Origin of the sequence: Pseudomonas sp. NFACC08-1 (assembly GCF_900106735.1) — a bacterium.
In the GTDB taxonomy this organism is placed as follows: domain Bacteria; phylum Pseudomonadota; class Gammaproteobacteria; order Pseudomonadales; family Pseudomonadaceae; genus Aquipseudomonas; species Aquipseudomonas fluorescens_Q.
Genome location: NZ_FNNL01000013.1, coordinates 101,151 through 114,870 on the forward strand (window position 1 = coordinate 101,151; position 13,720 = coordinate 114,870).

Annotated in this window: 13 protein-coding genes; 8 read left to right on the forward strand and 5 right to left on the reverse strand. The window is 63.2% G+C overall.

Annotated features, from left to right (window positions below; genetic code table 11):
* Nucleotides 1–42: 42 nt before the first annotated feature.
* The 5 genes from fabB to BLU76_RS23590 all read right to left on the reverse strand — a co-directional run bounded on the left by fabB (nucleotide 43) and on the right by BLU76_RS23590 (nucleotide 6,993).
* Nucleotides 43–1,263, reverse strand: a complete 1,221-nt coding sequence (fabB, locus tag BLU76_RS23570) for a beta-ketoacyl-ACP synthase I (RefSeq protein ID WP_092147850.1) — start codon at nucleotides 1,261–1,263, stop codon at nucleotides 43–45.
* An 11-nt stretch (nucleotides 1,264–1,274) separates the two neighbouring features.
* Complete coding sequence (gene fabA, locus BLU76_RS23575; RefSeq protein WP_003204400.1) at nucleotides 1,275–1,790, reverse strand: 3-hydroxyacyl-[acyl-carrier-protein] dehydratase FabA; 516 nt, start codon at nucleotides 1,788–1,790, stop codon at nucleotides 1,275–1,277.
* 248 nt (nucleotides 1,791–2,038) lie between these two features.
* Nucleotides 2,039–3,940, reverse strand: a complete 1,902-nt coding sequence (locus BLU76_RS23580; RefSeq protein ID WP_092224694.1) for an ATP-binding protein — start codon at nucleotides 3,938–3,940, stop codon at nucleotides 2,039–2,041.
* The gene (locus BLU76_RS23585) at nucleotides 3,937–4,869 is read right to left on the reverse strand and encodes an ABC transporter substrate-binding protein (RefSeq protein ID WP_092224696.1); all 933 of its coding nucleotides are present in this window, start codon (nucleotides 4,867–4,869) and stop codon (nucleotides 3,937–3,939) included. The genes BLU76_RS23580 and BLU76_RS23585 overlap by 4 nt, the downstream gene beginning before the upstream one ends.
* The gene (locus BLU76_RS23590) at nucleotides 4,870–6,993 is read right to left on the reverse strand and encodes a TonB-dependent receptor plug domain-containing protein (protein ID WP_092147859.1); all 2,124 of its coding nucleotides are present in this window, start codon (nucleotides 6,991–6,993) and stop codon (nucleotides 4,870–4,872) included.
* Nucleotides 6,994–7,192: 199 nt separating this feature from the next.
* Between BLU76_RS23590 and BLU76_RS23595 the strand changes: the two genes are divergently transcribed.
* The 8 genes from BLU76_RS23595 (at nucleotide 7,193) to BLU76_RS23630 (ending at nucleotide 13,533) form a co-directional block, all read left to right on the forward strand.
* A complete protein-coding gene (locus tag BLU76_RS23595; RefSeq protein ID WP_092147862.1) occupies nucleotides 7,193–8,218 on the forward strand; it encodes an NAD(P)H-dependent glycerol-3-phosphate dehydrogenase in 1,026 nt (341 codons plus the stop codon).
* A gap of 30 nt (nucleotides 8,219–8,248) precedes the next feature.
* A complete protein-coding gene (locus tag BLU76_RS23600; RefSeq protein WP_003204392.1) occupies nucleotides 8,249–8,596 on the forward strand; it encodes a DUF4389 domain-containing protein in 348 nt (115 codons plus the stop codon).
* Nucleotides 8,593–9,045, forward strand: a complete 453-nt coding sequence (gene sixA / locus BLU76_RS23605) for a phosphohistidine phosphatase SixA (protein WP_092147865.1) — start codon at nucleotides 8,593–8,595, stop codon at nucleotides 9,043–9,045. The genes BLU76_RS23600 and sixA overlap by 4 nt, the downstream gene beginning before the upstream one ends.
* Before the next feature lie 52 nt (nucleotides 9,046–9,097).
* Nucleotides 9,098–9,541: a hotdog fold thioesterase gene (locus tag BLU76_RS23610; protein WP_063324859.1), complete on the forward strand. Its 444-nt coding sequence runs from the start codon at nucleotides 9,098–9,100 to the stop codon at nucleotides 9,539–9,541.
* A gap of 299 nt (nucleotides 9,542–9,840) precedes the next feature.
* Entirely contained in the window at nucleotides 9,841–10,635 is a 795-nt protein-coding gene (locus BLU76_RS23615) for an alpha/beta fold hydrolase (RefSeq protein WP_092147868.1), read from the forward strand.
* On the forward strand, nucleotides 10,632–11,483 hold the full coding sequence (locus BLU76_RS23620) for an alpha/beta hydrolase (protein WP_092147870.1): 852 nt from the start codon (nucleotides 10,632–10,634) through the stop codon (nucleotides 11,481–11,483). Before BLU76_RS23615 ends, BLU76_RS23620 begins: the two co-directional genes overlap by 4 nt.
* 129 nt (nucleotides 11,484–11,612) lie before the next feature.
* Entirely contained in the window at nucleotides 11,613–12,431 is an 819-nt protein-coding gene (locus BLU76_RS23625; RefSeq protein WP_092147873.1) for a DUF4892 domain-containing protein, read from the forward strand.
* Between the two features lie 64 nt (nucleotides 12,432–12,495).
* Nucleotides 12,496–13,533 carry an AI-2E family transporter gene (locus BLU76_RS23630; protein ID WP_092147876.1) on the forward strand — a complete coding sequence of 346 codons (1,038 nt, stop codon included), beginning with the start codon at nucleotides 12,496–12,498 and terminating at the stop codon, nucleotides 13,531–13,533.
* Nucleotides 13,534–13,720: the final 187 nt, after the last annotated feature.

The window sequence follows — 13,720 nt, forward strand, 5'->3', positions numbered from 1 at the left end:
CCGAACCAGTCGGGGCTTTTTGTGTGCGGCTGTCGGCGGGGCTTACTTGCCCTGCCAGCGCTTCAGTACCAGGGTGGCGTTGGTGCCGCCGAAGCCGAAGCTGTTGCTCATCACGGTATTGATGGTGGCGTTTTCGCGAGTCTTGGTCAGGATTGGCAGATCGGCCACTTCTGGGTCCAGCTCGTCGATGTTGGCGGAACCGGCCATGAAGTTGCCTTCCATCATCAGGATGCAATAGATCGCTTCGTGAACACCGGCGGCGCCCAGGGAGTGACCCGACAGGCTCTTGGTGGAGCTGATGGCTGGCGCCTTGTCGCCGAACACTTCCCGTACGCCCTTCATTTCCATCACGTCGCCCACTGGGGTCGAGGTGCCGTGGGTGTTCAGGTAGTCGATCGGGGCATCGACATTGGCCATGGCCATCTGCATGCAGCGCACGGCGCCTTCACCGCTTGGTGCGACCATGTCGTAACCGTCGGATGTGGCGCCGTAGCCAACGATTTCGGCGTAGATTTTCGCACCGCGGGCCAGGGCGTGTTCCAGTTCCTCGACCACGACCATGCCGCCACCGCCGGCGATGACGAAGCCGTCACGGTCGGCGTCGTAGGCACGGGAAGCTTTTTCCGGCGTGTCGTTGCGCTTGCTGGACAACGCGCCCATGGCGTCGAACAGGAAGGATTGGCTCCAATGTTCTTCTTCACCGCCACCGGCGAACACGATGTCCTGCTTGCCCAACTGGATCTGCTCGACCGCGTTCCCGATGCAGTGGGCACTGGTGGCGCAGGCGGAGGAGATCGAGTAGTTGATGCCCTTGATCTTGAAGGGGGTAGCCAGGCAGGCCGAAACGGTGCTGCCCATGGTCCGCGTGACGCGGTACGGGCCAACGCGCTTGACGCCTTTTTCGCGCAGGATGTCCAGCGCTTCCATCTGGTTCAAGGTCGAGGCGCCGCCGGAACCGGCGATCAGGCCGGTACGTACGTTGGACACTTGCTCTTCGGTCAGGCCGGAGTCAGCGATGGCGTCCTTCATGGCCAGGTAGGCGTAAGCCGCCGCGTGGCCGACGAAACGGTAGATCTTGCGATCGATCAGCTCTTCGAGGGGAAGGTCAATGGAGCCGGAAACCTGGCTACGCAGACCCATTTCGGCATATTCCGGGTTGAACCGGATGCCAGGGCGACTTGCACGCAGGTTAGCGGAGACGGTCTCTTTGTCATTGCCCAGGCACGAAACGATGCCCAGACCAGTGATAACGACGCGGCGCATGCGGATAACCCTTAGAAGTTGTCAGTGGAGGTGAAAACGCCGACCCGGAGGCCTTCGGCGGTGTAGATCTCGCGACCATCCACGGCAACCGAACCATCGGCAATGGCCATGTTCAGCTTGCCCTTGAGGACGCGTTTGATATGAATGTTATAGGTAATTTTCTTGGCGGTCGGCAGGACCTGACCAAAGAACTTCACTTCGCCCGAACCCAGGGCGCGACCGCGACCCGGCAGGCCTTGCCAGCCGAGGAAGAAACCGACCAGTTGCCACATGGCGTCCAGGCCCAGGCAGCCCGGCATCACCGGATCACCTTCGAAATGGCAGGCGAAGAACCACAGGTCCGGAGTGATATCCAGCTCGGCGACCAATTCACCTTTGCCGTACTTGCCACCCTCTTCGCTGATATGGGTGATGCGATCCACCATCAGCATGTTCGGGGCGGGCAGTTGCGCGTTACCTGGGCCGAACAGCTCACCGCGACTGCAGCGCAGCAGATCTTCCCGGGTAAAGGCGTTTTGTTTGGTCATGCGAGCTCCTCAATAGTCCCATGCGGCAGGGTGGGGCAAATCTTCCCGGCCGACCGAAGCGTTCATGCCTCGAATCGACAGCCTACTCATAGACTATTGCGTTGTAGTGAAAGTCACAGCACACGGGAAATGAATGTACACCTGTGCACTGAAATTTTTATTCAAGCCCCAATCGAGGCTTGTTCGGGTGCCTAAGACTGCCGCACTTTCGCCTTTCACGCCAGTCACAGATGGTCCGGTGACCTGTTCTAATTCACCCAGCGCTGCAGAATCTGTTGCAGGTCGTTCCTTTTGAACGGCTTGGCCAGGTAATCGTTCATGCCCGCCGCGAGGCAGGCTTCGCGGTCACCCTGCAAGGCGTTGGCCGTCAGGGCGATGATCGGCACCTCGCCGCAGCCCGGCAACTGACGGATCTGCCGCGTGGCTTCGTAGCCATCGATGATGGGCAATCGGCAATCCATGAGGATCGCTTCGAAAATCAGGCTTTCGGCGCTGCGTACAGCCTGGGCGCCATCGGTGGCGATGCTGACGGTGAAGCCCAGGCTGCGCAGCATGGCTTCGACCACTGTCTGGTTGACCGGATTGTCTTCCACCAGCAATACGTTGCGGCCTTCACCATCGCCGCTGCCGGTGGGCAGGCGCGGCGCCAGGGTCGGTGGCGTCTGGCGCGACAGGGCCAGCGGGATTTCGAGGGTGAACACCGAGCCCTGGCCTTCTTCGCTCTGGGCTCGCAGCGTCCCGCCCATGCGTTCGGCCAGGGTACGGGCGATCGGCAGACCCAGGCCGGTACCGCCGTAGCGCCGGGAGATCGAATTGTCGGCCTGCTGGAAGGCATCGAACATGCGCTCCAGGCTCTCGGCCGGGATTCCGATGCCACTGTCGCGCACCGCGCAGGTGAACCACAGCAGTTCGTGGTCCAGGGCCTGCCACTGGCATTGCACGGTGACACGGCCTTGCTCGGTGAATTTCAGTGCATTGCCGATCAGGTTGACCAGGATCTGCCGTATCCGCGTCGGATCGCCCTGGACCTGCAAGGCCTGCATGTCGTCCGGGACCAGCAGGTCCAGGCCCAGCTTGCGTTGCGCGGCGCTGTGCTGGAACGATTGCGCGCAACTGCCCACCAGTTCTGCCAGGTTGAACGGGATGTGCTCCAGCTCCAGGGCCGAGCGTTCGATGCGCGAGAAATCGAGAATGTCGTTGATCACCTTCAACAGGTGTTCGGTGGATTCCGAGGCCAGCGCCGTGTACTCGTGCTGCTCGTCGGTCAGGCGGGTGGTTTCCAACAACTGCAGCATGCCCAGTACGCCGTTCATGGGCGTGCGCAGTTCATGGCTCATCATCGCCAGGAATTCGGACTTGGCGCTGTTGGCCTTTTCGGCTTCTTCGCGGGTCTTGATCAACTGCGCCATGGCCTGGTGCTGTTCGCGGCTGGCTTGTCCCAAACCCTCGGCCAGGTTGTTGATGTGCCGTGACAAGGCCCCCAGTTCGGCGTCATCGACGATGGGGAGCGGGGTGCTGTAGTCGCCTTGCTGGATGGCCTTGACCGCGTTGCCGATGTCGCGGATCGGCCGGGACAGGTTAGTCGCCAGCCGGCGCGCCACCAGGAAGGTGAACAGCAGGGCGAACAGCGCAAGGATCGCGGCCTTGAACAGAATCTCCTGTTGCCGCTGACTGAAGGCGTCACTGGACATGCCGACGATCACGCGGCCCAGGTAATCTTCGCCGGAGGCCTCCACGGATGGGCTGTTGCCCTGCAGGAAATCATTGTTCAGGGCGATGCGCTGCAAGCGCACCGGGGCCTGGAAGACTTCGACCTGCTGGGCATGGCTGCGGGTTTGCTCGGGTTGTTCGACGTACACCAGGACCTTGTCGGTGCTGTCCTGGACCTCCAGGAAGCGCACGTGTGGGGTCGCCAGGGTGGCGGTGAGCAGGCTTTCCAACACTTCCTTGTTGCCGGAAATCACCCCGTATTCCGTGGCGGGGGCCAGTTGGTTGGCGATCAGTTGCCCGGTGTGATTGAGTTCCTGGCGCAAGTCCTGGATCCGTACGAAGGTAAAGAAACTGATCAGCAGCACAGTCAGCAGCAACGCCGGGCCGAGGGCGATGAGCTGGGTTCGGGTGTTGATGTCCCAACGGCGACGCAAGGTCATGGGCGGTGTTCTCCTTCGGCCAACGTTGCCGCGACGGATTCGGCATCAATCGGTTCGATCCCCAGCGAGCGGGAGACCTGCCGGTTGCCCAGGACCTTGAAACGGTCCGGATACAGGGTGCGCGGCCAAGTGGTGGCAGGGCGGTCGAGCAACTCGTCGAGAATCGCCAGCCAGTCTTGTTGGTCGCTATAGGTGCTGGCCAGGCTGCCGGCCTTGACGAATGCGGCGCTGGGCCCGATCAGGGCGCGTTGCCGGGCGTAGCTGCTGAGCAACAGGTTCTTCACTGTCTTGGGGTTGTACAAGTCGGGGTCATCGAGACCCAGAAGCACGTCGCTCTGGCCCAGCAGGTTTTGCAGGGGACGGCTGTCGTTGGTGTCGTCCCAGCGTTCGCTGACGATGGTCAGGCCCAGCGGTGCCGCGGCCTGTTGAATGTCCTTGAGCAGGAATTCGCTGTGGGTGTCGAAGAGCACGCCGACCCGTCGCACCTGCGGCAGGATGGCGCGGATCAGCCGCAATTGCCGCGCCATCGGTGGATCGCTCCACAGCAGGCTCAGGTGCGCGGGCGTTGCTTCGCCCAGGCGATCGCGGGCTTGCTGGCGGCTGATGCGCAACACCAGGGTGGCCGGGCCTCGGGCGTCCTGCAGGCGCCAGTCGAGGCTGGGCAGGTCAAGCAGGATCAGGCGGACATTGCCCGGCAGTTTGTCTGGCGCTGGCAGGTCGGCCAGCGGCGTAAACCGCACGCTGTCTTCAGGGCGCAGGGTTTTCAGGGCCTGGGTAAAAGATTGCACGCCGAGGCTGTCCTCGGTGCCGGTCAGCAGGATTTCGGCGCCCCGGGCCTCGATGGTCGCCAGCCAACCGGCAAACACCAGGCATAGGGCTAGCGTCAGGCGGCCATGAAATGGCGTCTTGCGGGGTGGGCGTCGGGACATCTAGAAAGACAACTCCGCGCTGAAGTACACGACATGGCGGGAGTCGTAGCGATTGTCGGTAAACGTGGTGGGCTGGTTGTCCAGGCGCTGTTGCAGGACTCCCGCCAGTTCCAGGCTGGCCTTGCCCAGGGAAATGCGCCGGGCGAGGCGGGTGTCTACCCGTTCGTAGCGATAGCCATTGAGGGCGTCGGCGGCGTAATAGAACAGCGCACTGTTCCAGCCTTGTCCCCAATCCCGTAGCCAGCCGGCCGAACCGCTGTTGCGGGCGGTCAGTTGTTCGTCGAGGGGGGTGCTGGCCTGGGCGTCGATATAGGCATAGGTCAGGCGCAGGCGGTCGGCGCTGGTCACGCGCCAGTCGACCTGGGTTTCGGCCCCGGAGAATTGCGATTCGTTGCTGTTGCTGGCGATGTACTGATTGTTGCGCAACGGTTCGCTGATCATGCCGGTGATTTCGTCATGGAACAGTTTGACGTCCACCGCCAGCGCCAGGTCCACGAAATAACCGTTGTAGCCCAATTCCCGGGAGCGCATGTGCTCTTGTTCCAGGTTACCCGGGCCGCGGGTCTGGACGAAATAACGGGCACTGTTCTGGCCGAAGGCGGCGGGTTGCAGGTTGGTGACCTGATAGCTCCAGTTGACGTTGTTCTCGAACATGTCCGGCGAGCGCACGGCTTCGGAGTACACCGCGCGCAGGCCGTGGCGCGGGGTGATCAGGTAGTTGACCGCGACCCGTGGGGTCAGCGAACTGCCGGTCAGGCGGGTGTCCTCGAACATCGCGCCGCCTTGCAACAACCAATGCTCGGTGGCCCGCCATTCGAGCTGGCCGAACAGGCGCCAAGTGGTGTCGTCCAGGGTGCCGTTGAAGTATGTCTGCGAATCGGCCCGGTCATAGCGATAGTTGGCGCCGGTGACCAGCCGCAGGCTGTCGGACAGGCTCAGCGTGTCCTGGATCTCCAGGTCGTAGCGCGATTCCCGGGTGCTCTGGTCGATATCGCCGCACAGGGTTTGCGAGGCGCCGTTGCGCCACTGGTCGAGCACCTGATTGGCCAACGCCTGTTCCTGTGGTGTGCCGGCTGGCGCGCCGCCGCTGATGTAGCTGGGGATATTGCGCGCCAGCTTCTCGGCATAGTAGGGATTGAGCTGCCACAGGTCGGTCAATTGCGGGCTGAAGGACACCTCGGCGTCGCAGGCGCGCCAGGTCTGCTGGCGATCCCAATGCTGGATCGAGCCCTGTACATAAAGACTGTGGTCGGCGTCCAGGTCCAGGTTCCAGCGCAGTGAGCCGGCGTAGTCCTTGGCGATCACGTCGGAGTTATCCCCAGCGGCGGTAATCCCGGCGAACACCGGGTGGTAGGTGTAGGGCCGCTGATTGGTCCCGTCCTTGGCGTTCAATTGCCAGTCGATACTTTGCTGCTCGTTCAACGTCTGGCTGACGGACAGGTTGAAGCGGTTCAGGCGGCGGCTGTCGCGGTAATCGGCGCCGTTGCGGTCGCTGTCAAAGCCATCGTCCTCCTGGCCGGACAACGACAACCGCAGGTCGCCGCCGTCCCAACCGCTGCCCTGGCTGGCGTACCAATCGCTGATGCCGCGCTGGCCACGGGTGATTTTCAGCCGGGTGCCGTGGCTGTCGGCCGGCGCGCGGGTGATGATGTTGACCACCGCCATCAGCGCATTGGCGCCGTAGCTGACGGTGTTGGGGCCGCGGAAGACTTCGATCCGCTCGATGTCTTCCATGGCCACCGGAATATCGCTCCAGTCCACCGTGGCCAGGCCGGCGCGGTACACCGAGCGGCCGTCGATCAGTACTTGCATGCGGCGGGCTTCGCTGGCGTTGGTGCCATGGTAGTTCACGGCAGCCTGGTTGCCGCTGATGTTGCCGACCATCATGCCCGGCACCAGGCGCAGCAGTTCGCTGATGTCGCGGGCGCCGCTGGCCTTGATCAACTCGCTGTCGAGTACGGTCATGCTGCCTGGCACTGCCGCTGGTGATTGCTTGAGGCGCGTGGCCGTCAGCACCTGGGGCATGGGCTGGCTGTCCACGAACAGGTCGTCGCCCAGCACTGGCGGGCTGATGATCAGTGCCAATAGCAGGGACGAGCCAGGACGGGAAGGGCCAACGGACACGGCACAGCCTTTGAGATGGGGTGGATGGCGGGCATGTTAACCGAGCTGAACGACTTTTCCATTCGCGTTGACAGCATTTTCCTAGGAATTGATGGTCAGCTTCCTACAGCGGATGGTAATTGTTGCCGGGGCTGGTCGCGCTCTGGCCGCTCCGTATAATGCCCCGCATTGCCACTTGGTATGGATGAACGGATTGCATATGACTGAACAGTGCCCGATTGCGGTCCTGGGAGGCGGGAGTTTCGGCACCGCCGTGGCTAACCTGCTGGCCGAGAATGGTCACCCGGTGCGCCAGTGGATGCGTGACCCGGAACAGGCCGAGGCCATCCGGATCAATCGTGAGAACCCGCGTTACCTCAAGGGCATCAAGATCCGTCCGGAAGTGGAACCGGTGACTGACTTGCAGGCAACCCTGGAGGGCAGCGACCTGTTCTTCGTCGCCTTGCCGTCCAGCGCCTTGCGTTCGGTGCTGGCGCCCTACGCGGAACGCTTGAGCGGCAAGCTGTTGGTGAGCCTGACCAAGGGCATCGAAGCCAAGACCTTCAAGCTGATGAGCGAGATTCTCGAAGAAATCGCGCCCAAGGCTCGGATCGGTGTGATCTCCGGGCCGAATCTGGCGCGGGAAATCGCCGAGCATGCGCTGACCGCCACGGTGGTCGCCAGTGAGGATGAGGAACTGTGCCAACGGGTCCAGGCGGCCTTGCATGGCCGCACCTTTCGGGTCTACGCCAGTGCCGACCGTTTCGGTGTGGAGCTGGGCGGGGCGTTGAAGAATGTCTATGCCATCATCGCCGGCATGGCGGTGGCGCTGGGCATGGGCGAGAACACCAAGAGCATGCTGATCACCCGTGCGCTGGCGGAAATGACCCGCTTTGCCGTCAGCCAGGGCGCCAATCCTATGACCTTCCTGGGGTTGGCCGGCGTGGGCGACCTGATCGTCACCTGTTCATCGCCCAAGAGTCGCAACTACCAGGTCGGTTTTGCCCTCGGCCAAGGCTTGAGCCTCGATGAGGCCGTGTCGCGCCTGGGTGAAGTGGCCGAAGGGGTCAATACCCTCAAGGTGCTCAAGGCCAAGTCCCAGGAGGCGGGGGTGTATATGCCGCTGGTCGCCGGGCTGCATGCGATTCTGTTCGAGGGGCGCACGCTTGAGCAGGTGATCGAGCTGTTGATGCGTGGCGAACCGAAGACCGACGTCGATTTCATTTCCACCAGCGGTTTCAACTGAACCTTTATTGACCGCAAGCAGGAGCGAGCCATGAACGATCCGCAAGGGCAACCCCAATACGAATCCATCCTGCTGCGAGTGCTGTGGATGGTGATTTACCTGCTGGTCTGGCAGGTGGCGCAATTCATCCTCGGCGCCGTGGTGCTGGTGCAATTGATCTATCGGCTGATCTACGGCGCACCCAGCGCCAGTCTGATGAATTTCGGCGACAGCCTGAGCCAGTTCCTGGCCCAGATAGGTCGTTTCGGCACCTTTCACAGCGATCAGAAACCCTGGCCGTTCGCGGACTGGCCGACCCCGCGCACGCCTGAAGGTGAAGCGCCTCACACCGTGGCGCCGGCGCCGCATCCCGCCCGGGACGAGGAGCCGAAGCTATGAAACTGTGGGTATTGCGTCATGGTGAGGCTGAGCCCCATGGTGTCCGTCCCGATCCGGAACGGGTCTTGACGGTGCACGGCCGCGAGGAGGTGTTGCTCAGCGCCGGTCGGTTGATGGGCGAGCCGTTGCGGGCCATCTACGCCAGCCCTTATGTGCGGGCCCAGCAGACCGCACAACTGGTGCGCGAAGCACTGGGGTTCGAACCTGAACTGATCACCGTCGATTGGCTCACGCCGGAGACCCGGCCGACGGAGGTGCTAAGGCATCTGGAGGACCAGGACGATGTACTGCTGGTCAGTCATAACCCATTGGTGGGCAGCCTGCTGGGCTTGTTGCAGCACGGCCATCTGCAAAAACCCGAGCAAGTGCAAACGGCTGGCCTGGCTGAACTGGAAGGTGACCTGCCCCTGGCCGGAGCGATGACGCTCAAGGGCATCCGGCACCCATAGGCAGGTTGGCAGCAAGGGTTGAGCACAGTAAAACCATAAAGGAACGACAACGATGAGTCTGTGGCGCACCACCCCCAACATCGAGCAATTGAACGCCGCCGGTAAAAATACCATCAGCGAAATGCTGGACATTCGTTTCGAGTCTTTCGACGACGAATCCCTGACCGCCAGCATGGTGGTCGATCATCGCACCCACCAGCCGTTCGGCCTGCTGCATGGCGGTGCTTCGGTGGTGTTGGCCGAAACGGTCGGGTCCATGGCGGCCTATCTCTGTGTCGATGCCAGCAAGTTCTATTGCGTGGGCCTGGAGATCAACGCCAACCATCTGCGCGGTGTGCGCAGCGGACGGGTGACCGCCACGGCCCGGATGGTCCACCTGGGCCGCACTACCCAGGTCTGGGACATCCGCCTGGTCAATGACGAGGGCAAAGTCAACTGCGTGTCGCGCCTGACCATGGCCGTGGTGCCGCTGGGCGAGCAACCGCCGGCGCGGTGATACATGAATACAGGTTTGTGACTGATGGACCGCTCTTGTGGCGAGGGAGCTTGCTCCCGCTGGGCAGCGAAGCGGCCCCCCATAAACCCATCGACGCGGTTAGCCTGGCACACCGCGTCGCCTGGTTTTGGGCCTGCTTCGCAGGCCAGCGGGAGCAAGCTCCCTCGCCACAGGGTTTCATCGCTCATGCAACCCCATAGCCCAAGCCCGACTGTCATCATTCCTGTCAGTTACGGTCATTGCCGTGCCATCGGGTTCTGCGGACAATCTGCCCCAGTTCCCCCAATGGATCGGCTGTCATGTCGCAACAGATTTTTTTCGCCCACGCCAACGGTTTTCCCTCGGCCACCTACGGCAAGCTGTTCGCCGCGCTGGCGCCGCAGTACCAGGTCGCGCATCTGGAGTTGCACGGCCATGACCCGCGTTTTCCGGTGGACGATAATTGGCACAACCTGGTGGACGAACTGATCCATCACCTGGAGCAGCAAGCGGCGCCGGTGTGGGGCGTCGGTCACTCCCTGGGCGGCGTGCTGCACCTGCACGCGGCGTTGCGCTGCCCCGAGCTGTATCGTGGCGTGGTCATGCTCGATTCGCCGCTGCTGACCCGTACCGACCAGTGGGTGATCCTGGCCGCCAAGCGCCTGGGCTTCATTGACCGCCTGACGCCAGCGGGCCGGACCCTGGGTCGGCGTGAGGAGTTCGCCGACCTGGCGTCGGCCCGGCAGTATTTTGCCGGCAAGACCCTGTTCCGCAGCTTTGATCCGGATTGCTTCGACGCCTACCTGCAACACGGTCTGCAACAAGTCGGCGACCGGTTGCGGCTGCGCTTCGACCCGGCCACCGAAATCAGCATTTACCGCGGCGTGCCGCACACCAGCCCCGGGCGGCCCCGTAAGCTCAAGGTGCCGCTGGCCGTGGTGCGCGGGCGGCAGAGTCGCGTGGTGATGCGTCATCACACCCGTTCGGTGGGACGTATGCTCCATGGCGAATCCTTGAGCATGCCCGGCGGCCATATGTTCCCCCTCGAACGTCCGCAGGACACGGCCAACCTGCTCAAGAACCTGTTCCAGCGTTGGGAAGGGCGCAGCGCATGAGTGTGGTCGAGGAAGTCCGCCTGAGCCTGCCGCACATCGAATTGGCGGCCCACCTGTTCGGGCCGGAAGACGGGCTGCCGGTAATTGCCCTGCACGGCTGGCTGGACAACGCCAACAGTTTCGCCCGCCTGGCGCCCAGGCTCGAGGGCCTGCGGGTGATTGCCCTGGACATGGCCGGCCACGGTCACTCCGGGCATCGGCCACTCGGTGCCGGTTATGCCCTCTGGGACTACACCCACGATGTGCTGCAAGTCGCCGAGCAACTGGGCTTGAAGCGTTTCGCCCTGCTGGGGCACTCCATGGGAGCCATTGTCTCGCTGGTACTGGCCGGCTCCCTGCCGGAGCGGGTGACGCACCTGGGGTTGATCGACGGGGTCATTCCTCCGACAGCCAAAGGCGATAACGCGGCCGAGCGCATGGGCATGGCCTTGCAAGCCCAGTTGGACCTGCAGCAGAAACGCAAGCCGGTCTACAAAACCCTCGAGCGTGCCATCGAAGCACGGATGAAGGGGCTGGTGGCGGTGAGTCGCGAGGCCGCCGAATTGCTGGCCCAGCGCGGCCTGATGCCAGTGCCCGGGGGCTATACCTGGCGCACCGACAATCGCCTGACCTTGCCATCGCCTTTGCGCCTGACCGATGAACAGGCCATGGCGTTCGTGGCGCGGGTCGCTTGTCCGGCGCATCTGGTGGTGGCCGCCGACGGCATGCTGGCCCAGCACCCGGAGTTGCTGGAGCGTCTACCCTTCAGTCATGAGCAGTTGCCCGGCGGCCATCATCTACACCTGAACGACGAGGTCGGTGCCACGCTTGTAGCAGACTGTTTCAATCGGTTCTTCACCGTTCCTTGACTTGCGGCGGGCAACTGTCGAGGCTGGGCGGGTTGAAAGGGAGACAACCATGACAGACCTCTGTTTATCAGCCTCGCGGTGCATCGACGACGCCCGTTGCGTCCAAGCGTCCCAGGCCAAGCCGACCCGATGAAATTATCCGTTCACTCACTCGTCCTGCTGGTGCTGGCCTGCTTCAGCCCGGCGTCGTTCGCCGTCGATGTGCCAGGCAGTCGCGACCTGGAGCGTGTGCCGCGCATGCCCGACGCGCAGATTGTCGATTACCGGCAAACCAGCGACCTGGAACGCGTCTATCCCATGGGCTCGATTCGCAAGATCAGCGGCCAGTTGCGCTTCGACGGCCAGGTCGATGCCCGGGGGAACGCCACGTCTGTTACTTACGAACTGCCGCCGGAACATTCCGCCACCCAGGCCTTTACTGCCGCGCGCGAAGCGTTGCAGAAACAGGACGCCGAGCTGTTGTTCTGGTGCCAGGCCCGCGATTGCGGCGAAAGCAGCCTGTGGGCCAACGATGTCTTCGGCAACGCCAAGCTCTATGGCGCCGACAACGGTCAGGCCTTCCTGCTGCTGCGCCTGGCTCCACCGGCGGACAACACACTGATTGCGCTGTATGCCATCACCCGCGGCAATCGCAAGGCCTACCTGCATGTCGAGCAGTTCGAGGCGAATGCACCGCTGGGGGACCTGCTGCCGACGTCGGCCACGCTGCTGCGCCAGCTCAAGGACACTGGGGTCCTGGATTTACCGCGTCTTGCCGGTGAGCCAGACGACACCTGGTTGCGCCTGTTGTCCCGGGCGCTGAACCTGGACACGGGCTTGCGGGTCAGTATCGCCGGTCCCCGGGCCGAGGATTGGATCGAGGCTCTGGCGGGCCAGGGCGTTCGGGCGGCGCGCATGGAGGCCGCCAGCGGCGAGGCGGCGGGATTGCACCTGGAGTTGCTGCGCTAAGCTGTCTCGGGGCCGCGGGTTTCACGCCGTTGCCTCGCTCCTGTTCATTTTTTCGAGACCCTACATGATCAATAACGATCGGCTGTTGGTGCAGATCCTGCTCCTGGTGTTGTTCGGCGCAAGCCTCTGGGTCATGGCGCCGTTCTGGTCGGCGCTGTTCTGGGGGGCGGTGCTGGCGTTCGCCAGTTGGCCGCTGATGCGCCTGCTGACCCGCTGGGTCAATGGCCGCGAATCCCTGGCGGCGGCGCTGCTGACAGTAGGCTGGATGTTGTTGGTGGCGGTGCCGCTGGTGTGGCTGGGTTTCAACCTGGCCGACCATGTGCGTGATGCCACCGTGTTCATCAAGGACGCACAGGTCGACGGCCTGCCCGAAGCCCCGACCTGGTTGGCCGGTGTACCGCTGGTGGGCGAACGGCTGGTCGGCATCTGGAACAGCATCGACCAGCAGGGGGCCGCGCTGATGGTGTCCGCCAGGCCTTACCTGGGGCAGGTCGGCAACTGGCTGCTGGCGCGCAGTGCACAGATTGGTGGTGGCATACTCGAGCTGACCCTGAGTATCGTGTTCGTGTTCTTTTTCTATCGCGACGGCCCGCGCCTGGCGGTATTCGTCCACGGGTTGCTGGAGCGTCTGATCGGAGACCGTGCCGGTTACTACATCGAGCTGGTGGCTGGTACGGTGCAACGGGTGGTCAACGGCGTGATTGGCACCGCGGCGGCCCAGGCCGTACTGGCGCTGATCGGCTTCCTGATCGCCGGGGTCCCGGGGGCGCTGGTGCTGGGTATCGTCACGTTCCTGTTGAGCCTGATCCCCATGGGGCCACCGCTGGTGTGGATCCCCGCAACGGCGTGGCTGGCGTGGAAGGGTGAGTACGGGATGGCGGTGTTCCTGGGCATTTGGGGCACGTTCATCATCAGTGGCGTGGACAACGTGCTCAAGCCCTACCTGATCAGCCGTGGCGGAAACCTGCCCTTGGTCATCGTGCTGCTGGGGGTGTTCGGCGGGTTGATTGCCTTCGGTTTCATCGGCCTGTTCATCGGCCCGACCTTGCTGGCGGTGGCGTATAGCCTGTTGACGGACTGGAGCAAAAGCCAGGCGCGGTAACCCCTGCAAGCCCAAGACCCTGTGGCGAGGGAGCTTGCTCCCGCCGGGTTGCGCAGCGACCCCAAACCAATCTTTTCGATATACCTGACACACCGCGTTGTCTGGCTTTAAGGGCTGCTGCGCAGCCCAGCGGGAGCAAGCTCCCTCGCCACAGGGTTATCGTCGATCAATCAACCGCGAACCTGGC